Source organism: Chitinophaga chungangae, from assembly GCF_017742215.1.
Taxonomy (GTDB): domain Bacteria; phylum Bacteroidota; class Bacteroidia; order Chitinophagales; family Chitinophagaceae; genus Chitinophaga; species Chitinophaga chungangae.
Window position 1 is genome coordinate 19,321 of sequence record NZ_JAGHKP010000006.1, and the last position, 19,049, is coordinate 38,369.

The 19,049-nt window shown below is 51.6% G+C and carries 18 protein-coding genes; 14 read left to right on the forward strand and 4 right to left on the reverse strand.

Annotated elements, in window-relative coordinates; all coding sequences use genetic code 11:
- Positions 1-121: 121 nt before the first annotated feature.
- Entirely contained in the window at positions 122-1,675 is a 1,554-nt protein-coding gene (locus J7I43_RS24165; protein ID WP_209148573.1) for a hypothetical protein, read from the reverse strand.
- Between the two features lie 159 nt (positions 1,676-1,834).
- On the opposite strand from J7I43_RS24165, the gene leuC reads away from it, so the two are divergent.
- From leuC to J7I43_RS24185, 4 genes are read left to right on the forward strand one after another with little or no spacing between them, the layout of a single operon-like run.
- Positions 1,835-3,232, forward strand: a complete 1,398-nt coding sequence (leuC, locus tag J7I43_RS24170) for a 3-isopropylmalate dehydratase large subunit (RefSeq protein ID WP_209148574.1) — start codon at positions 1,835-1,837, stop codon at positions 3,230-3,232.
- 9 nt (positions 3,233-3,241) lie between these two features.
- The gene (gene leuD / locus J7I43_RS24175) at positions 3,242-3,841 is read left to right on the forward strand and encodes a 3-isopropylmalate dehydratase small subunit (protein ID WP_209148575.1); all 600 of its coding nucleotides are present in this window, start codon (positions 3,242-3,244) and stop codon (positions 3,839-3,841) included.
- Between the two features lie 9 nt (positions 3,842-3,850).
- Positions 3,851-4,930: a 3-isopropylmalate dehydrogenase gene (gene leuB, locus J7I43_RS24180; protein ID WP_209148576.1), complete on the forward strand. Its 1,080-nt coding sequence runs from the start codon at positions 3,851-3,853 to the stop codon at positions 4,928-4,930.
- Between the two features lie 18 nt (positions 4,931-4,948).
- Entirely contained in the window at positions 4,949-6,454 is a 1,506-nt protein-coding gene (locus tag J7I43_RS24185; protein ID WP_209148577.1) for a 2-isopropylmalate synthase, read from the forward strand.
- 57 nt (positions 6,455-6,511) lie between these two features.
- On the opposite strand, the gene J7I43_RS24190 is transcribed toward J7I43_RS24185, so the two are convergent.
- Positions 6,512-7,207 (reverse strand): hypothetical protein, encoded by a 696-nt coding sequence (locus J7I43_RS24190; protein WP_209148578.1) that lies wholly within the window; start codon positions 7,205-7,207, stop codon positions 6,512-6,514.
- Between the two features lie 111 nt (positions 7,208-7,318).
- Here J7I43_RS24190 and J7I43_RS24195 point away from each other — a divergent pair, with 111 nt between their 5' ends.
- The 10 genes from J7I43_RS24195 to J7I43_RS24240 all read left to right on the forward strand — a co-directional run bounded on the left by J7I43_RS24195 (position 7,319) and on the right by J7I43_RS24240 (position 17,199).
- Complete coding sequence (locus J7I43_RS24195) at positions 7,319-7,720, forward strand: energy transducer TonB (protein WP_209148579.1); 402 nt, start codon at positions 7,319-7,321, stop codon at positions 7,718-7,720.
- A gap of 18 nt (positions 7,721-7,738) precedes the next feature.
- Positions 7,739-8,179, forward strand: a complete 441-nt coding sequence (locus J7I43_RS24200; RefSeq protein ID WP_209148580.1) for a DUF3592 domain-containing protein — start codon at positions 7,739-7,741, stop codon at positions 8,177-8,179.
- A 195-nt stretch (positions 8,180-8,374) separates the two neighbouring features.
- Positions 8,375-9,805 (forward strand): hypothetical protein, encoded by a 1,431-nt coding sequence (locus tag J7I43_RS24205; protein WP_209148581.1) that lies wholly within the window; start codon positions 8,375-8,377, stop codon positions 9,803-9,805.
- Between the two features lie 56 nt (positions 9,806-9,861).
- Positions 9,862-10,188: a barstar family protein gene (locus J7I43_RS24210; protein ID WP_209148582.1), complete on the forward strand. Its 327-nt coding sequence runs from the start codon at positions 9,862-9,864 to the stop codon at positions 10,186-10,188.
- 116 nt (positions 10,189-10,304) lie between these two features.
- Positions 10,305-12,011 (forward strand): HAD hydrolase family protein, encoded by a 1,707-nt coding sequence (locus J7I43_RS24215; protein WP_209148583.1) that lies wholly within the window; start codon positions 10,305-10,307, stop codon positions 12,009-12,011.
- A gap of 127 nt (positions 12,012-12,138) precedes the next feature.
- Positions 12,139-13,131: an SMP-30/gluconolactonase/LRE family protein gene (locus J7I43_RS24220; RefSeq protein WP_209148584.1), complete on the forward strand. Its 993-nt coding sequence runs from the start codon at positions 12,139-12,141 to the stop codon at positions 13,129-13,131.
- Between the two features lie 6 nt (positions 13,132-13,137).
- Positions 13,138-13,761 (forward strand): bifunctional 4-hydroxy-2-oxoglutarate aldolase/2-dehydro-3-deoxy-phosphogluconate aldolase, encoded by a 624-nt coding sequence (locus tag J7I43_RS24225; protein ID WP_209148585.1) that lies wholly within the window; start codon positions 13,138-13,140, stop codon positions 13,759-13,761.
- 12 nt (positions 13,762-13,773) lie between these two features.
- Positions 13,774-14,922, forward strand: a complete 1,149-nt coding sequence (gene dgoD / locus J7I43_RS24230; RefSeq protein ID WP_209148586.1) for a galactonate dehydratase — start codon at positions 13,774-13,776, stop codon at positions 14,920-14,922.
- Between the two features lie 11 nt (positions 14,923-14,933).
- Positions 14,934-16,253 (forward strand): MFS transporter, encoded by a 1,320-nt coding sequence (locus J7I43_RS24235; protein WP_209148587.1) that lies wholly within the window; start codon positions 14,934-14,936, stop codon positions 16,251-16,253.
- A gap of 4 nt (positions 16,254-16,257) precedes the next feature.
- Positions 16,258-17,199: a 2-dehydro-3-deoxygalactonokinase gene (locus J7I43_RS24240; RefSeq protein WP_209148588.1), complete on the forward strand. Its 942-nt coding sequence runs from the start codon at positions 16,258-16,260 to the stop codon at positions 17,197-17,199.
- Between the two features lie 11 nt (positions 17,200-17,210).
- On the opposite strand, the gene J7I43_RS24245 is transcribed toward J7I43_RS24240, so the two are convergent.
- The gene (locus J7I43_RS24245; RefSeq protein ID WP_209148589.1) at positions 17,211-17,975 is read right to left on the reverse strand and encodes a LytR/AlgR family response regulator transcription factor; all 765 of its coding nucleotides are present in this window, start codon (positions 17,973-17,975) and stop codon (positions 17,211-17,213) included.
- 4 nt (positions 17,976-17,979) lie between these two features.
- Positions 17,980-19,017: a sensor histidine kinase gene (locus J7I43_RS24250; RefSeq protein ID WP_209148590.1), complete on the reverse strand. Its 1,038-nt coding sequence runs from the start codon at positions 19,015-19,017 to the stop codon at positions 17,980-17,982.
- Positions 19,018-19,049 lie beyond the last annotated feature (32 nt).

A 19,049-nucleotide genomic window follows, 5' to 3' on the forward strand; every position in this document is an offset into this window, starting at 1 on the left:
GAATAACAAGGTTTTGGAACTTCCTTTTCCAATACGAAAAAACGCCGGAAATATTTATTTCCCGGCGTTCTGCGACTTTCTTATGTTATGTCTGCGTTGCTTTTTTGTTAATGCGCATTAACTAAATCCGCGGCACTTTGTTGATGAATTTTTTCCTGATCACATCCTGCACCGGGATGCCGTCGATCTTGCTTTCCAGCCAGCTCACAATGTCGAGATACAAATAACTCCTGCGCTCGTAAGGGTTTTTCGCGATCACTTCCAGCCGCTCTTTCAGGTCTTTGAACGCCGTACGCAGCGCTTTGGGATTGGCGTACATGTTTTTTCGGAGGAATTTCAATATCTCTTCCATCACCTGGCTAAGGTCTTTATTTTTGGCGATGAAGTGATAAACCGATTTGATGAGATATTCCACCAGGCTGTAATTCTCCAGCTCGTAATGCGCGATCAGATGCAGGATGCGCGCGAAACACTGGATGTCTGCCCGCAGGTTGCCGATGCGAAGATGAATGATCTTGTTGAGATAAACGATCGCGTTGTTGTTGTCTCCGCTGCCGAAATACAGGCAGGCGATCTTGTAATAGAATACCAGTACGCGGTGCTGGTCTACGGTCAGCTGGTGCTCCGATATCTTGCATTCCACCTCGCCCACCAATTTCAGCCCCTCGGAAAAACTGCCGTCCAGGAAGTGCCGGTTGATCTTGCCAGTGTACAGGTACACAAAGGCGGACGTGCGCGTGTTTTCGTTCATGCTTTCCTCTTTTTCAATGATGAACTGCTCCATCACCGCCAGCACTTCGCTGAACTTCTCGTGGTTCATCGTATGGAAGTGCGCCGTAAGCAGATTGTGCATCGCTTTGATGTAGAGGTCTACGTCCGTATCGCGGAGACTGGGGTATTCGGTGAACAGGTCTACCCACTTCTGGGTATACCGGTAATACATCACGAAATCCTGTAAAATGTAATAATACCAGCAATAAGCCTGGTATAAATAAATACGCTCGTAAAAGCTCAGGCTGCCCTGCTGCACCGCCGGAAGATTGGCCTCGAAAAAGCTTTTCAGCATGATGGAATCCTTTTCGTCGCGCGCATGGCCCAGCTTGAGGTACATGCCATACATGCGTAAAGACAGGGTGCTCAGTTTGCTCACGTTGTTCAGCTGCTCGTTGATGATGCGGCTTTCGTCGCTCAGCTCTTCGGCCCGGTTGTCCAGGCTGCGGGTAATGTGCCGGCCTTCGATCAGTTTTTCGAATTCCACGGTCTCGAAATACAGCATCACTTCCTCCTGCTCCCGCGCGCTCACTTTCGCTTTCGCCAGGATCTTCAGGCTTTGGTTGTACAGGCCTTTATTGTACAGCACACGGGCATAGTCCAGCTGTTCGCGCAGGTCGATCAGCGGGTCCTTGGTTTTATATAACAGCCGTAAGGTGGTCAGCAAATGTTTGTACAGGTGGGCCTTTACATTGCTTAACTGTTGTTTTTTGATGTCGGGCACGCGCTTCAGCACCTGCTCCTCGTCGTATTCCTTCATTTTGTCGAGCGCGTTGAACAACTGGATGAAAAGCACGTCTTCCTTTGTATTGTCGCGGTTAAATGCCAGCTGGAAGTTCCTTTTTTCGGCTTTTGTGAGCGTTTTTATTAATATGAATAAAGCATCGTTCTGCGTGTTGGACATCGTTGTTACGGAATTGTAAATTATTGATCCTTAATAGGTTAATGGTCTTACAGCGCCTTTGCGAATCGTAATAATGACAAATTTAACGATCTGTGGTTTAATTGTGTCAATTAGATTTGAAGGTATAAACAGGTAGGAAAGCAAATTTAAGGAGAAATTATGGGGAAAACATTATTTGATAAAATCTGGGACAGCCATATCGTAGCCGCCAAACCGGGTTTCCCGGACGCGGTGTATATCAACACCCATTTTATTCATGAAGTGACCAGCCCGCAGGCTTTTGACGGGCTCCGCAAACGGAACATTCCTGTGTTCAGGCCCGGGAAAACCCGCGCCACGCCAGACCATAACGTGCCCACCATCGACCAGCACCTTCCCATTAAAGAAGCCCTGAGCCGCAAACAGGTGGAAATGCTCACCAAAAACACCACCGAGTTCGGCGTCGAAATGTATGGCCTCGGCCATCCTTACCAGGGCATCGTGCATGTGATCGGGCCGGAGCTGGGCATTACCCTGCCGGGCATGACCATCGTGTGCGGCGACAGTCACACTTCCACCCACGGCGCTTTCGGGGCAGTGGCATTCGGCATTGGCACCTCTGAAGTGGAGCAGGTGCTGGCTACCCAGTGCATCCTGCAATACAAGCCCAAAAGGATGAAGATCGAGGTGAAGGGGCAATTAAAGAAAGGAGTGGTGTCTAAAGACATCATTTTATATATCATTTCGCAGATCTCCGCTTCCGGCGCCACCGGTTATTTCGTGGAATATGCAGGGGAGGCCATCCGCAACCTGAGCATGGAAGCGCGTATGACCGTTTGCAACATGAGCATCGAAATGGGGGCCAGGGGCGGGCTGATCGCGCCGGACCAGGTCACCTTCGACTATATCAAAGGCCGCGAGTTCGCCCCCAAAGGCGAAGACTGGGACAAAGCCCTGGCTTACTGGCAAACGCTGCATACCGATGCGGACGCACAGTTCGACAAGGTATTGGAGTTCGACGCGGCGGACATCGAGCCGCAGATCACCTACGGCACCAATCCCGGCATGGGCATGGGCGTAACGTGCAGCATCCCCGAACTGGCAGACATCGAGGCCACCGAGCGGCCGTCTTTCTCCAAATCCCTCCAGTACATGGACCTTCAGCCGGGCAGCCGCCTGCTGGGCAAAAAGGTGGATTACGTGTTCATCGGCAGCTGCACCAATTCCCGCATCGAAGACCTGCGGATGGTGGCCGAGTTCGTAAAAGGGAAAAAGAAAGCGGACGACGTGACGGTTTGGATCGTGCCGGGTTCGAAACAGGTAGAGGCGCAGGCCATTGCCGAAGGGATCGACAAAGTGTTTGAAGCGGCGGGTTTCCAGCTGCGCCAGCCGGGCTGTTCGGCCTGCCTGGGCATGAACGAGGACAAGATCCCCGCGGGCAAATATTGCATCGCCACCAGCAACCGTAACTTCGAAGGCAGGCAGGGCCCCAACGCCCGCACCTTCCTGGCCAGCCCGCTCACCGCGGCCGCCGCGGCCATCACCGGTAATGTGACCGACGTTAGAGAACTGATATAATTAAAGAAAATGGAAAAAAAATTTGCGAACCTGTCGTCTACAGTAGTACCGCTGCCGATAGAGAACATAGACACAGACCAGATCATCCCCGCACGTTTCCTGAAAGCCACCACGCGCGAAGGTTTCGGTGAGAACCTGTTCCGCGACTGGCGTTATGACGAGCAGAACGCTCCCCGGAAAGACTTTGTGCTGAACAACCCGCTTTACAAAGGCCGCATCCTGGTGGCCGGTAAAAACTTCGGCTGCGGCTCTTCCCGCGAGCACGCCGCCTGGTCGCTGGCCGATTACGGATTCAAGGTTGTAGTGAGCAGCTTTTTTGCGGACATCTTCAAAAACAACGCGCTCAACAACTTTATCCTGCCCGTGCAGGTAAGCGAGGCATTCCTGCAGCAGATCTTCCGCGCCGTGGAAAAAGATCCCGCCGCGCAGCTGGAAGTGAACCTGGAAGAGCAGTTCATCCGCATCGGCGCCACCGGCGAACAGGAAAAATTCGACATCAACCCGTATAAAAAAACATGCCTGCTGAACGGGTACGACGACATCGACTACCTGCTCAGCCTCAGCAAGGAGATCAACACATACGAAACGTCAAGACCTTTTAATTTCTAATACATTCTAATGGGAGTTAGCAAAAAAATACTGGTTATACCCGGAGACGGGATCGGGCAGGAAGTAACAGCCTGGGGGAAAAAAGTACTGGAGACGATCGCTGCCAATTACAAACACACGTTTACTTTCGACGAAGGCATCATGGGCCATGTAGCCATCGAAGCCACCGGCGACCCGCTGCCGGACGGCACGCTGGAAAAAGCGCGTCAAAGCGACGCCATTCTTTTCGGCGCGATCGGTCATGCCAAATACGACAACGACCCGACGCTGAAAGTGCGCCCCGAACAGGGCCTGCTCAAGATCCGCAAAGAACTGGGCCTGTACGCCAACCTGCGCCCCATCAAACTGTTCGACGACCTGCTGCAGGCATCCAGCATCAAACCGGAAATTCTCCAGGGCGCCGATATCCTCTTTTTCCGCGAGCTTACCGGCGACGTGTATTTCGGGGAAAAGAAACGGAGCGAAGACCGCACCACCGCTTCCGACCTAATGATCTATCACCAATACGAAGTGGAGCGCATCGCGCGCAAAGCTTACGAAGCGGCGCGCACGAGAAAGAAAAAACTCTGCTCCGTAGATAAAGCCAACGTGCTGGAAGCATCGCGCCTGTGGCGCGAAACCGTGCAGGCCGTAGCGAAAGAATATCCCGACGTGGAAACCGAACATATGTTCATCGACAATGCGGCGATGCAGCTGATCAAAGATCCGAAACGTTTCGACGTAGTAGTGACCGGCAACCTGTTTGGCGACATCCTGACCGATGAAGCCAGCCAGATCGCGGGCTCCATGGGCATGCTGGCATCCGCTTCCGTGGGGGATTCAGTAGGTTTCTACGAGCCCATCCACGGCTCCGCGCACGACATCGCCGGCAAAGGCATCGCCAACCCGCTGGCATCTATCCTGAGCGCCGCGCTGCTGCTGGACATTTCCTTCGGCCTGAAAGAAGAATCGCAGCGCGTGATCCGCGCGGTAGACGCCACGTTGAAGCAGGGATACCGTACCATGGACATTGCGAACAAACATACACCCAACGAATTTGTGCTCGGCACCGATGCCATGGGCGCACAAGTGCTGAAAAACCTTAACTAACCTACAATTCTGATCATCATGGATAACAATCGTGTTTACGTTTTTGATACCACCCTCCGCGACGGGGAACAAGTGCCCGGCTGCCAGTTGACCACCGTCGAAAAGATCATCGTTGCCAAAGAGCTGGAAGCCCTCGGCGTGGATGTGATCGAAGCGGGTTTCCCGATCTCCAGCCCAGGCGATTTCCAAAGCGTGGTGGAGATTTCCAAAGCCGTATCCGAGCCCGTGATCTGCGCCCTTACCCGCGCGAATACGGCAGACATCGACGCAGCGGCCTCCGCGCTGAAATACGCCAAGCGCAAGCGCATCCACACCGGCATCGGTTCGTCGGACATGCACATCAAATACAAATTTAACTCCACCCGCGAAGCCATCCTGGAACGCGCCGTGGAAGCCGTAAAATATGCCCGCAAGTTCGTGGACGATATCGAGTTTTACGCCGAAGACGCCGGTCGTGCAGACGACGCCTACCTGGCCCAGATGGTGGAAGCCGTGATTGCCGCGGGCGCCACGGTGGTGAACATTCCCGACACCAACGGCTATTGCCTGCCCGAACAATACGGCGCGAAGATCAAATATTTGATGGACCATGTGTCCAACATCGATAAAGCCATTATTTCCGTGCATTGCCACAACGACCTTGGCCTGGCTACCGCCAACACCATCGCCGGCGTAATGAACGGGGCCCGCCAGGTGGAATGCACCATCAACGGCATCGGCGAAAGGGCGGGCAACACGTCCCTCGAAGAAGTGGCCATGATCCTCAAAACGCATCATGCGCTGGGTTATACTACGGGCATCAACAGCAAAAAGATCTACGAGATCAGCAACCTGGTATCCAACATGATGCGTATGCCCGTGCAGCCGAACAAGGCGATCGTGGGCCGCAACGCATTCGCGCACAGCTCCGGCATTCACCAGGACGGTGTGCTGAAACACCGCGAGAACTACGAAATCCTCAATCCGGAAGATATCGGCCTGCAGTCCAATTCCATCATCCTCACCGCCCGCAGCGGCCGTCACGCCCTGAAACATCACCTGGAGCGCCTCGGTTACAAGATCGACAAGATCAATCTCGACGAAGTGTACGCCCGTTTCCTCGAAATGGCCGACACCAAAAAAGAGATCGCCGATCACGACCTGCTGGTGCTGATGGGCGACGGAGACGCCAATCATTACGACGATAAAGGCATTAAAGTAACGCTGCTGCAGGTGGTTTGCGGCGATCCGCTGCGCCCGATGGCCACAGTGAAACTGCGCATCAACGGCGAGGAAAAAGAAGCCAGCGCGGCGGGCAACGGCCCGGTGAACGCCACCATCAACGCTATTCACGCCATCATCCAGGACGATATTACGCTGGACGAATTCAGCATCCAGGCGATGCGCGGCGGCAGCGAAGACGTGAGCAAAGTGAACATGCGCGTACAGCACAGCGGCAAATCGTATTACGGTTTCGGTTATTCCACCGACATCGTGAATGCCAGCGTGCATGCATACGTGGATGCGCTGAACAAGATCTACTAAATGAGAAGCGTTTTTTGTCTGTATAGGCCGTTCCGGGGAGTTGGAGCGGCCTTTTTTTTATTCCGGCATGAAAGGAGGTTGCTGGGCCAGGAATGCTGCACTTTTTTTAAAGTCCGACCGGATATTCGGAACCAAAAAATCGCTCCATGCCTGTTTTTCACCTTCGTTCCTGATATGGGCGTACAGCGCCAGCGCATAGCCCCATTCCTGCTGTTTCAGGTAACCCTGCTGCTGGTACCCCCAGCTATCGTTCGATGTGTAAAAACGAAAAGATGCATTGGCGTTAAAAATGCCTAGCCCGTAAATGACGGGTACAAGATCGGTGAGATATTCATCGTTTTCAGTAATCCTTTTTTCGCCGATCAATTTGATGTGAGCGAACTCATGAGCGAGCGTGGCAACCAGGTTTTCGGTGTTTTTCAATTGAGCCGTTTCTATGCTGACGCGGAATTTTCCCTGTGATTGCCGGTTGTGGTAAAGCCCGGCGGAATAACGCTCGCCCGGTGTTTGTTGGGAGAATATTTTGCCGGCAGCACTTCCGAACTCCATCAGCGACTGATCATAAAAATCCAGCAAGATTAAATTGGGGTCGATTTCCATTTGAGCAGCGATCAGGGGCAGCAATGCATTGGCATCGTCTTCGGTTTGGTTGAACGTCACCGGGAAATCGTCTGACACCGGCCGCAGTATTTTGCGGGCGATGATCTTTTCCCGGTCAAATTGTTCCAGCAGCCAGGTAAATGCCTCTTCCATCCAAATCCGGCTTTCTTCTGGGATCGGGCAAACGATAGGAGGTTTGCGAAAAAAGTTAAACATATTGATTGTGAATATAGTGAATGAGCAGGTTTTTAGTATCTTTTAGGTATGATCGTCCTTCTTTTTTTGATGATGTTATCCGCCAAGCCGGATTGTCCCGCTACCTACGATACCTTCGCGAAACAACGGGTATACACTAACGTGGACCAATGGCCGAAATTCCCCGGCGGCGCGGAAGCGCTCAGCAAACACATCATCAATAACCTGAAGTATCCTGCTGACGATGAATATATACGGGGTTCCTATCACCTTCAGTTTATTGTGCAGGCAGACGGGCGTTTGTCGAATATCATTATCCCGGATACCCCGCCCGAAAAATATACAAAGCTGGATAAAGAAGTGATCCGCGTCATAAGCATCATGCCGCGCTGGAAACCGGGACTTTGCAAAGGCATGAAAGTGCCGGTGAGAATGCCTTTCAGGATCGCCTGCATTTTGCCGCAGGAGTAAATATTATTCTTATACACTATGGACTTTTTAGACCAGTTGAGGGAATGGTTCGGCCGGAATGAAGTAATGGGCGCCTTTTTGCTGCTCAACGGCCTCTGGCTTTTAATAACCGGCTACCGCCAGTTTTCAGGAAGAAGGCGGGTAATGAAGAAAGGCATACGCGTAAAAGCGAGCGTTGTAGGGTTTGAAGATGTACGGGAAGAAGAAAATAACACAGCGCCGGTGGTACGGTTCAGAACGGAGATGGGTGACCTTATTGAAAAAAGGCTTCCTTTTTCTAACACCAAAGGACTTTCCATCTATAAACAGGGAGACGAACTTGAAGTGGTATATGACCCGGACAGGCCGCGGGTTTTTTATACCGATGATAACTATCTGAGCGGTGTAATGCCGGTAATGATATTGGTTATAGGTCTTATCGTGGTTATTTGGGGAGTTTGGATATACTTCCGAGGTTAGGCATAGTTCGCACCTGGCGGCGGAGATATACCGGATAAACCATCATTATTCCTTGCCTGCTTCGCAAACAAGTCTGAAATTTGGCGGGCTCAAAGCAAAATATTATTTTGCCGCCATTGAACCTCAAAGCAATCCCTGAACATGTAAGATATCCCTTGATTTTAATTACTCACCTTTTACCTTTTGAAAACTAACATGAAACATTTTTACACCCTTTTGCTGCTGCTGGCGGCTTCCAACATTTTATTCGCCCAAAAGAACCGCAGTCTTGAAGAAAGTACTGCCAAACTGATGACGGACGTGAACTGTGAAAAACAGGATAAAGTCCTTCCCGAATCTTTCAACAAAATAACGGCCGGGTTTCTCACCACGCTCGCCCAAAATGTGACCGGCCAGCTTTCCCAGGGTACCGGCGCGAACCTCAAGATCAGCGACGACAAACTTTCCGCCGAAATTCAAAGCTCTTTCCTGTTAGGTAAATACCTGCTGCTGAACGCGGGATTTAACGGCGCTATCACAGACAACATCTCCGATCTTTACTCCGGCAAAGGAGGAGTGGCCTCCGACTGGGGCGTGAAGCTGGGGCTGAGCATTCCTATAAAACGCACTTTGTTTTACGAATCGGAAGGAGAATGTTATAAATTTTATGCGGAAAGGTCCGCCTTCCTCATGAAAAAAAGCGCGGAGCTCAAACCTTTTATCCAGGAATACCGGCTGCAGTTCCTCGACGACAAAACCTCCGCCAATATCGACGATACCATACGGTTGGTGAACCAGCAGATATTAAAATACTCCAAAGCGGATAACTTTAACCAGGACAGCATAACGAAATACAGCGACAGTCTCAAAGCGCTGGTAAATACCCGGGACATGCTGTACGAACTGTACGACCCGGTACGCGGCAAAAAACCAAGAAAAAATTACATCTACGAAACGCTGAAAGATTCCATTGTGGATTATGAAGTAAAAAATGCAAAATGGACAGGCTACCAGATCTTTTTATTCAACATCGGCAGCTTTTATAACAGGAAAGGGTTCGTGCAATACAATCCTTCTCCCGTTAACTACAGCGAGCGCTTTGAAGATATCGCCTACGACAACATAGGAGGAAGCCTGGGCGTAAGCTGGTACCGGCAGACGGAAAAATTCCACCAGAACGCCGCTTTGGACCTGGTCGTAAAAAAACAGGCCAATTTTGAGCTTCCGGAAAACAAAAAATATAACACGACGTTCACCGCCGATTCGACCATCACTTCGAACTATCCTGCTACCGGTATCTACAGCTCTTCCACTAAAAAGGCATTCGACAGCACAAGGCTTGCCTTCGCCACGTATACTTTTTTCGATATCAATTTTCAATATACCGTGCTGTTTGGCAAAACCAAAACATTCGGCCTGAACGCCACCGGCAGCTGGTCCAATTCCAAATATTATTCGGTGCCCAACCGCGTCGATTTTTTCTTCGGGCCTGTAGTGTCCGTGCCGAACCAGGACAAAGACGGCAGCAAATTGAATTTCGGGTTGATGCTGGGATACAGGAACGTGTTTGACCGCGACCTGGAAATGGCCGATAAATTTAATGTTCGTTTTAACGTCAGCGTGCCGTTTAAAGTAATTGCGCTGTAAGAGAACGAAGCGGGGGAGAATTTGCCCTTTTCCCCCGCCTTTTGTATCTTGCCGCTATGAAAGCGACTTACAACGCCACCATCGAAGGAAAGAACTGCATCGAAATAGACGGGTTTTATGATGAAATTTCCCGGGCGTTTCAGTTTCCCGATTATTTCGGGCGCAATCTCGATGCATTGTACGATTCTCTTCAGGAACTGCACGGAGCGGAAGAAAATTACCTGCTCACCATCACCGATTTCGAATATTTTCTCGCGGAAGAAAATGAGGAAACCCGCAACAAAGTGATCGACATCCTGCAGGACGTTTCCCGTGAATGGGAAGATATGCCCGTTACAGAAATTACCCGCCCGAAATCCACATTAACCATCATCGTTCAATAATCCCCGGAGCTTACAACCCGGCCTCCCGCCGCGATATGACGCCTTTGCAACTGGACGCTGTGATAATTTAACACTGCCCCCGCCCATGATGGTATAATTCATGTACTACACCCGGCATGAGATACCGTGTATTAGCCGCCGACTACGACGGCACCATTGCGCAGCATGGCATGGTGCCCGACGATGTGGTGGAATCGCTGAAATTGCTGAAGGCAAGCGGCCGCAAACTGTTACTGGTAACCGGGCGGGAGCTGGACGAACTGAAAGCCCTGTTTCCCCAGCACATACTGTTCGACCTGATCGTGGCCGAAAACGGCGCTTTGCTTTACGATCCCGCCACTTTACTGGAAACACCGCTGGGCGACCCGCCCCCGCCCGCATTTGTGGAAGAACTGGCAAAACGCGGCGTCCAGCCGCTGTCTGCCGGCCGCGTCATTGTGGCTACATGGGAACCGCATCAGGCTACCGTACTTGAAGTGATCAAAGAATCCGGGATCGAGCGGCAGATCATCTTCAACAAAGGCGCTGTAATGATCCTGCCGCCCGGCATCAATAAATCGAAAGGGCTGGAAGCCGCCCTGGACGTGCTCGGCTACTCTTTGCACAATGTTGTGGCCGTTGGGGATGCGGAAAACGATACCGCCATGCTGCAATCGGCCGAGTGCGCGGTAAGCGTGGCCAATGCCCTGCCGGCGCTGCGGGAGATCAGCGACTGGGTTACGCCGTCAGACCACGGGGACGGCGTGGCCGAACTGATCGCGCACATTCGGGAAAACGACCTGCTGGACCTTGAGCCGGCGCTGCAACGGCATTATCTTAATCTGGGGGACCGTTTCGACAATACTCCCTTCGAGTTGAGCCCATATGGCAGCAGCATCGTAATAGCAGGGGCCAGCGGTGGCGGAAAGACCACACTTACCGCCGCATTTATGGAAGTATTGCTACAACACGGGTATCAGTTCTGTATGGTAGACCCGGAAGGGGATTACGTGGAGTTGCAGGGGGCCGTGACCATCGGCGATGCACATCAGCCTCCCGCTATCGAAGCGCTCATGCAATTGCTCGAACAGCCGCGGCAAAGCGTTGTTGCCTGTACCCTGGCCTTGTCGATGGACGAAAAGCCCGTGTTCCTGCAAAGGTTGCTGGTAGCGGTACAGGAATTGCAGCAACGCAAAAGCAGGCCGCACTGGCTGCTGCTGGACGAAGCCCATCACCTGGCGCCGGAAGCCGCAGACCCGAATACTTTCGCCACGTTAACCGCCCTCCGCAATTTTATGGCGATCACCACCCGGCCGGAACTGCTGCACCGGCCGCTGCTGGAACAAACAACCACCGTTATTGCCGTAGGCGAAGACCCCGCCGGCACGCTTCGTAATTTCGCCGATAGTATCGGCGAAAAAATGCCCCCGATCCCCGATACCGTTTTGCAAAAAGGGGAAGCGATGGTATGGCGCCGGCTTCCGGGTGAAACACCGTTCCTCGTCAGGACCGCCGTGCCGCAACAGGTGCTGCAGCGGCACAAAAGAAAATACTCCTCCGGCGATATGGGGCCAGACAGCTTTATTTTTACCGGTCCTGAAAATAAACTGCAGCTGAAAGCCAGCAATCTTCAAACCTTTACCGAACTCTCACAAGGCGTGGACGACGATACCTGGATATACCACCTGGAAAGAAAAGATTATTCCAACTGGGTGCGGAATAATGTGAACGACGATGCGCTGGCCGAAAAGATTGAAAAAATAGAGACCGCTGAACACGATCCCATCCGCTCCAGGGCGGAAATCATCAAATTGATACAATTGCACTATACAGGACCGGCATAGTTGAAAATGATGGCCAGTGTACGAAAAATTATAACCCAACAGGTTGACAACCCCTATTGCAGCCCCCGGCTTTTCTGTTTATATTTACTAGTGTCTATCGTACCCTTATCATCATCAACCTTCGGAAATGACCACGTTTTTCTCCTGTATCTTCATCATGATATTATCTGCGGGCGCCGCCCTGGCCCAACAACCGGCAGCCGTGGTGGAAAAGATGCATCCTGACCTGGACGCGGTGATCGCCACGGATGCGGAGATAACCGTGATTGCCGATGGTTTCGAATGGGTGGAAGGGCCGGTGTGGGTTGAAAAGGAAAAAATGCTGCTGTTTTCGGACGTGATGAAGAACCGCATCTACAAATGGACGGCGAAAACCGGCGTTTCCACATACCTGGAGCCTTCAGGCTACACGCAGGCCGCCCCGCGCGGGGAAGAGCTCGGTTCGAACGGGCTGGCCCTGAATGCGGAAGGGCAACTCGTGCTCTGCCAGCACGGCGACCGCCGCATAGCCGTGATGAATACGCCGCTGGCTGATCCCAAACCGATGTTCGCCACGGCCGCCGGTAAATATGACGGCAAAAAGTTCAACAGTCCCAACGACCTGGCCATTGCTTCCAACGGCGATATGTATTTCACCGATCCGCCTTACGGACTGGAAAAGGGCCCGCAAGACCCTGCCAGGGAATTGCCTTATCATGGTGTGTACCGCATCGCGAAGAACGGGAAGGTTTCCCTGCTGCTGGACAGTCTTACCCGCCCCAACGGCATCGCTTTTTTCCCGGGAGAAAAAAGCCTGCTCATCGCTAATTCAGATCCCGGGCGCCCGCATTGGTACCGGTACGATATCGATGCAAAAGGAAATCTTGCGAACGGTCGCATTTTTTTTAACGGCACTGATATTTTCGCAAAAGAAAACCGCAGTCCCGACGGGATCAAGATCAATAAAAACGGGATCGTATTCGCTCCCGGCCCCGGCGGCGTCTGGATCATCAATAAAGAGGGAGAAGCGCTGGGCAGGATCAAAACCAGTCTCATCACCTCCAATTGCGCGTTTACCGCGGATCAGCATACGTTGTTCGTCACGGCGGATAACTGCGTGCTGAAAGTAACCTTAAAATAAAATTGCATGTCTGTATACGAACAAATCACCACACATAAGATCATCGCCATTCTCCGTGGCGCTCCGCCCTCGGAAGTAGTGCAGATCGCCACGCTGCTGTATCACAGCGGCATCCGCCTGCTGGAGATCACCATGAACTCCGAAAGCCCGCTGCAGGCGATAGAACAGGTGGCCGATCAACTCGGCGATGAAATGATCATCGGCGCGGGCACCGTGCTGGACGCGGCAACGGCGGCCGATGCGGCGAGCGCAGGCGCAAGATTCATTCTTTCTCCCATTGTAAAAGAACCGGTTATCGCGGCGGCGAAAAAGCTGGGAGTGATCAGTATTCCCGGCGCTTATACCGCTACCGAAATTTACAACGCTTTCGAAATGGGCGCGGATATCATCAAAGTGTTTCCCGCTACTTCGCCCGCTTACATCAAAGACATCGCGGGGCCGCTGCCGCAGATCCCGTTATTGCCAACCGGCGGCGTTACGCTGGACAATATCGGCGCTTATCTCAAAGCCGGCGCCGTGGGTTGCGGCGTTGGCAGCGCATTGGTGAATGTGAAACAAAAAATGACCGCCGCGGACGCGGACGTTTTAAAAGCGCATGCCCGCAGGTTCGTACAGGCCGTTCACGCATAAAAACAGCTACAAATGAAGATCAAAAGTTATGAGCTTTTCCAGGTGCCGCCACGCTGGCTTTTTTTGAAGATCGAAACAGACGAAGGAATTACGGGCTGGGGAGAACCGGTGATCGAAGGAAAGGCCGCCACCGTGAAAGCGGCCGTGGAAGAGCTGATGGAATACCTGGTAGGAAAAGACCCCATGCCCATCGAAGATCACTGGAACACGATGTACCGTGCGGGGTTTTATCGCGGCGGTCCCATTCTCATGAGCGCCATCGCCGGTATCGACCAGGCGTTGTGGGACATCAAAGGGAAATATTACAACGCCCCCGTTCACCAGCTGCTCGGCGGCAAAGCCCGCGATAAAATGAAAGTATATTCCTGGATCGGCGGCGACAGGCCGGCAGACGTAGGCGCAGCCGCAAGGCAGATGAAAGAGCAGGGTTTTCTCGCCGTAAAAATGAACGCGACGGAAGAATTGCAATACATCGACAGTTACGATAAGATCGACCAGGCCGTGGCGCGCATCGCCGCGGTGCGTGAAGCTACCGGCCCGGCATTCGGTATCGGCATCGATTTTCACGGCAGGGTGCATAAACCCATGGCGAAGCTGCTGGCGAAAGAGCTGGAGCCTTTCCGCCCCATGTTCATCGAAGAGCCGGTGCTGCCGGAAAACAACGAAGCGCTCCGCGAGATCGCCAACCACGTAGCCATCCCGATCGCAACGGGAGAAAGGATGTTCTCGAAATGGCAGTTCAAAACTTTGCTCGCAGACGGTATTGCGGATATTATTCAACCCGATGTTTCGCACGCGGGCGGCATCACGGAATGTAAAAAAATATTGTCCATGGCCGAAGCCTTCGACGTGGCCGCCGCGCCGCATTGCCCGCTGGGCCCCATTGCGCTGGCCGCCTGCCTGCAGGTAGACGCTACCTGTCACAACGCATTCATCCAGGAACAAAGCCTGGGCATTCATTACAACCAGGGGAGCGACCTGCTGGATTATCTCACCGATAAAACCGTTTTCGAATACAAAGCGGGATATGTGAACATTCCCGACAAACCGGGGCTTGGCATTGAGATCAACGAGGCGCATGTACGTAAAATGGCCGCGGAAGGCCATAACTGGAGAAATCCCGTATGGCGCCACACAGACGGAAGTATTGCAGAATGGTAAAATAACAGCACATGCACATCGATCAACCGGCTACAAAACCCACCCGCGTTCGTTACAACGTTCTTTTTCTTTTGTTCGTGAATGTAGTGATCAATTACATGGACCGCAGCAACCTGGCGGTAGCCGCAACCGGCATCAGCAAAGAATTTCAGTTTACGCCGGTGCAGATGGGGCTGATCTTTTCGGCCTTCAGCTGGACGTACCTGCTTTTCCAGGTGCCGGGCGGTATTTTGGTGAAAAGATTTTCCCCGCGGCTATTGTATGCCATCAGCCTGGTCAGCTGGTCGCTGGCTACGGTGTTCCAGGGTTTTGCAAAAGGCTTCGTTTCGCTCTTCGGGCTGAGGATGGCCACCGGCGCGCTCGAAGCGCCCGCGTTCCCGATCAACAACCGCGTGGTGAGCAGCTGGTTCCCCACGCAGGAAAGGGCTTCCGCGATCGCGGTGTACACTTCGGGACAATTTCTCGGCCTTGCTTTTTTGATGCCGGTGTTGGCAAAGATCCAGCTGGAAGCGGGATGGAAAGGCCTGTTCGTGATCACGGGATTGATCGGCGTGCTGTGGGGTTTCGTGTGGTATATTTTTTACCGCGACCCGCTTCAGCATAAAAAAGTAAACAAAACGGAACTGCAGCATATCGAAGAAGGCGGCGGACTGCTGGACGACCCATCCACAAACGGCAGCAAAAATAAATTCCGCTGGGAAGACCTGAAAGAAGTTTTATCGCACCGGAAATTATGGGGCATTTACCTCGGTCAGTTCGCGGTGAACGGCGCGTTGTGGTTTTTCCTGACATGGTTCCCCAAATACCTGGTAGATTACCGCGGGCTGGATTTCATCCAATCCGGCTACTGGGCTTCCGTGCCATACCTGGCCGCGTTCACCGGCGTGCTGTGTTCCGGCTTTTTATCCGATTACCTGGTGCGCAAAGGCGTGCCCGCCGCGAAAGCGCGCAAACGCCCGATCATCGGCGGCCTGCTGCTTTCGGCAAGCATTATCGGCGCCAACTATGTGCATACGCCCGGGCTGATCATTTTATTTATGTCGCTGTCGTTTTTTGGCGTGGGTTTCGCTTCCATCACCTGGATATTCGTGTCTACGCTGGCGCCTAAACATTTGATAGACGTGACCGGCGGCGTGTTTAATTTCATCGGCCAGCTGGCGGGTATTATTGTGCCGATCGCGATCGGCTTCCTCGCCAGCGGCGGAAACTTCGCGCCGGCGCTCATTTTCGTGGCGGTGCTCGGCGGGCTGGGCGCCTGTTCTTATCTTTTCCTCGTGGGAAATGTGGAACGCGTTATTTCAAAAACGGCCGCGCCGGTTCATAACAATTAATTGCATGGATATTTTTTTAAGCTGCGACTGGGGAACCAGTAATTTCAGGCTACGGCTGGTGCAAATGCAAGACCTGTCCGTAACAGCGACCGTACAAAACAACCACGGTATTTCCACGATATTCAAATCATGGCAGCAACAAGACGGTAAGGTTGATAGAAATTCCTATTATACGAATTTCCTCCATCAGCAGATCGCCGAAATGCAACGCCAGGTCAATATCCCCCTGGAAGGTATACCAGTCGTGCTTTCCGGCATGGCGTCCTCCTCTATCGGGCTAATGGAGCTGCCTTACAAAAAGCTCCCTTTCCGCACAGACGGCGCCGATCTCGTCGTACAACACATTCATCACAACTATAACCCGCTGCTGATCATTTCCGGCGCCAGCACAACAGACGATGTAATGCGCGGGGAAGAAACCAAGATCGTTGGCGCCACGGCTTCCATCAATGCGGAGGAGCATTTTATCGTCCTGCCGGGCACGCACACTAAACACATCCGTATCCGGAGCGGGCAGGTAATTTCCTTTCAAACGTTCATGACCGGTGAATTTTTTTCACTGCTTTCGAACAACAGCATTCTTGCTTCGTCCGTAGCGGATGACGGCGCATTCGACCGTGACAGTTTTATTTCCGCGGTACAAAAAAGCCGTGGTATTTCTTTGCTGGAGCACAGTTTTAAGGTACGGACGAACCAGTTGTTAAAAGGATTTTCACCGCAACAAAATTATCATTATCTCAGCGGCCTGCTGATCGGGGAGGAGTTAAAAACACTAAGTCCGGAGTTGCCTCTAATGCTGATGGGCGGGTCGTTTCATACGCAGCTGTATGCGCTGGCCTGTGAAACGCTCGGCATACCAATCACCTCCATGCCGGACGCGGATGATGCTTTGATCGAAGGGCAACAGCTTATTTTATCTGCGCGGAGGCATTTGTTTTCGGCATGAGCAGCCTTTGATCACTTTCCCATCCATTCCTTGAATTCCATTGCTTTTTCCCGGCTTATCAGTACCTCTTTATCAATTGCGGGCTGAAGCTCAATCTTTAATTTGCCATTGAAATAATTATGTATTTGCGAGATGGACTTTATATGTATCAGAAAAGCCCGGTTGGCGCGGTAAAACTGTTGAGGGTCCAGCATTTGCTGCAGTTCTTCGATGGTATAATCCAATATATGCTTCTGCTTGTCGCGGGTAATAAAATAACTAAGCCGGCCATCAGCATAAAAATAAGCTATATCGCCGGTTTCAACCGATACCAGCTTTTGTCCCTGCTTCACCAAAAAGCGCGAACGCCAGGTTTTAGATTGTTGTTGTTTTAATTCATTGATCAGGTGCTCGATGCTCAGCGAAGAGGATGTGAACTTTTCCCGCCACTGATGGTACTTGTCCAGCGCATTTTTTAACTCTTCTCTTTGGATCGGTTTTAAGAGGTAGTCAACGCTGTTCACTTTAAATGCCTGTAAAGCATATTCGTCGTATGATGTCGTGAATATAACCATGCTTTTCAGGGTTACATGGTTGAATATTTCGAAACTCTGCCCATCCGTCAACTCAATATCCATCAGGATAATATCGGGATGTTTGTTTTGCAGCAGCCATTCCACCGACGATTTAATACTGCGGGTATTACCGACTATCCGAATGGATGAATCGATGGATGTAAGCAGGCGCATCAGCTTCTCAGCGCCTAATTGCTCGTCTTCGATGATCAATATTTCCATAATACTAATTCGTATTCTTAATCAGTGGTAATGTCACGCTGAATTCATTGGCTGTTTCTTTTATCTCTACGTCCGTACAATTAAGCAACTTATATTTTTGTATGATATTGCTCAGCCCTATTTTGTTTGAAACAACCGCTTTGTTTTTCTTTTGCAGATTATTGGTGACGATCAGTTTTCCGTTCTCCGTATAAAGCCGGACTATCAGTGGCGCGTCGGGGTCCACGATATTATGTTTTACTGCGTTTTCTATCAGCAACTGCAACGTCATGGGCGGCAGCAGGTACTCTTTCATTTTTTCCTCCACCGCGATCACCGGCTGAAAGCCGCTTGCAAAGCGAGTTTTTAATAAAAGATTGTACGACTCGATAAATTCCAGTTCTTTTTGCAGGGTAGTGAGCTGTTCTTCATTGCTGCGCAGCAGGTAACGGTATACCCTGCTCATCTCCACAACAAACTCTTCCGCCTTATATGGATCGGTAGTGATCAGCGAGGACAATGAATTTAAACTATTGAACAAAAAATGCGGGTTCACCTGCTCTTTCAAAGAATCGAACTGCGTCTGCAATTGCGCTTTCTTTAATTGTTCCGCTTCCAGTTGCGATGCCCTTATCCGGCCAAAGGAGATCTCTGTTTCATACACGGCCTGATTTACGATGGTGCAGATGCCGCCCGCGATCAGGCTTCTTGTCCACGCATCCATGGTAAACCGGAACCCCAGGATATTGAACAGATCGAATATCCAGCAAATAAGCGTTACTGTCAGCGCCACGATCGTCAGGTTGAGGCTGTAAAATATTACCACTCTTTTCACCGTATCTCGATGCGAAGGGAATAGTTGCAGCATTTTTTTTGCCAGCATACCCTGAGCTATCCATACACCCAGGAGAACAGATAATGAAACAGCGCTTGCTATGCCAAAATTTTTAAAGCTGGAAAAATACACTTCGCCAAGCATAAAATAATTGAGCGCGATAAGTGTCGGCGGCATCAAAGCTACCATCAGCAAAAGATCGGTCTTTTTACGGGAATTAGGCTGCATTGAGCAAAATTATCTGAAAATACAGATTTTAC

Coding starts and splice junctions, on each gene's coding strand:
- J7I43_RS24165 (WP_209148573.1), bottom strand. CDS start 1,675: ATGTCCAACACGCAGAACGATGCTTTATTCATATTAATAAAAACGCTC.
- leuC (WP_209148574.1), top strand. CDS start 1,835: ATGGGGAAAACATTATTTGATAAAATCTGGGACAGCCATATCGTAGCC.
- leuD (WP_209148575.1), top strand. CDS start 3,242: ATGGAAAAAAAATTTGCGAACCTGTCGTCTACAGTAGTACCGCTGCCG.
- leuB (WP_209148576.1), top strand. CDS start 3,851: ATGGGAGTTAGCAAAAAAATACTGGTTATACCCGGAGACGGGATCGGG.
- J7I43_RS24185 (WP_209148577.1), top strand. CDS start 4,949: ATGGATAACAATCGTGTTTACGTTTTTGATACCACCCTCCGCGACGGG.
- J7I43_RS24190 (WP_209148578.1), bottom strand. CDS start 7,207: ATGGAAGAGGCATTTACCTGGCTGCTGGAACAATTTGACCGGGAAAAG.
- J7I43_RS24195 (WP_209148579.1), top strand. CDS start 7,319: ATGATCGTCCTTCTTTTTTTGATGATGTTATCCGCCAAGCCGGATTGT.
- J7I43_RS24200 (WP_209148580.1), top strand. CDS start 7,739: ATGGACTTTTTAGACCAGTTGAGGGAATGGTTCGGCCGGAATGAAGTA.
- J7I43_RS24205 (WP_209148581.1), top strand. CDS start 8,375: ATGAAACATTTTTACACCCTTTTGCTGCTGCTGGCGGCTTCCAACATT.
- J7I43_RS24210 (WP_209148582.1), top strand. CDS start 9,862: ATGAAAGCGACTTACAACGCCACCATCGAAGGAAAGAACTGCATCGAA.
- J7I43_RS24215 (WP_209148583.1), top strand. CDS start 10,305: ATGAGATACCGTGTATTAGCCGCCGACTACGACGGCACCATTGCGCAG.
- J7I43_RS24220 (WP_209148584.1), top strand. CDS start 12,139: ATGACCACGTTTTTCTCCTGTATCTTCATCATGATATTATCTGCGGGC.
- J7I43_RS24225 (WP_209148585.1), top strand. CDS start 13,138: ATGTCTGTATACGAACAAATCACCACACATAAGATCATCGCCATTCTC.
- dgoD (WP_209148586.1), top strand. CDS start 13,774: ATGAAGATCAAAAGTTATGAGCTTTTCCAGGTGCCGCCACGCTGGCTT.
- J7I43_RS24235 (WP_209148587.1), top strand. CDS start 14,934: ATGCACATCGATCAACCGGCTACAAAACCCACCCGCGTTCGTTACAAC.
- J7I43_RS24240 (WP_209148588.1), top strand. CDS start 16,258: ATGGATATTTTTTTAAGCTGCGACTGGGGAACCAGTAATTTCAGGCTA.
- J7I43_RS24245 (WP_209148589.1), bottom strand. CDS start 17,975: ATGGAAATATTGATCATCGAAGACGAGCAATTAGGCGCTGAGAAGCTG.
- J7I43_RS24250 (WP_209148590.1), bottom strand. CDS start 19,017: ATGCAGCCTAATTCCCGTAAAAAGACCGATCTTTTGCTGATGGTAGCT.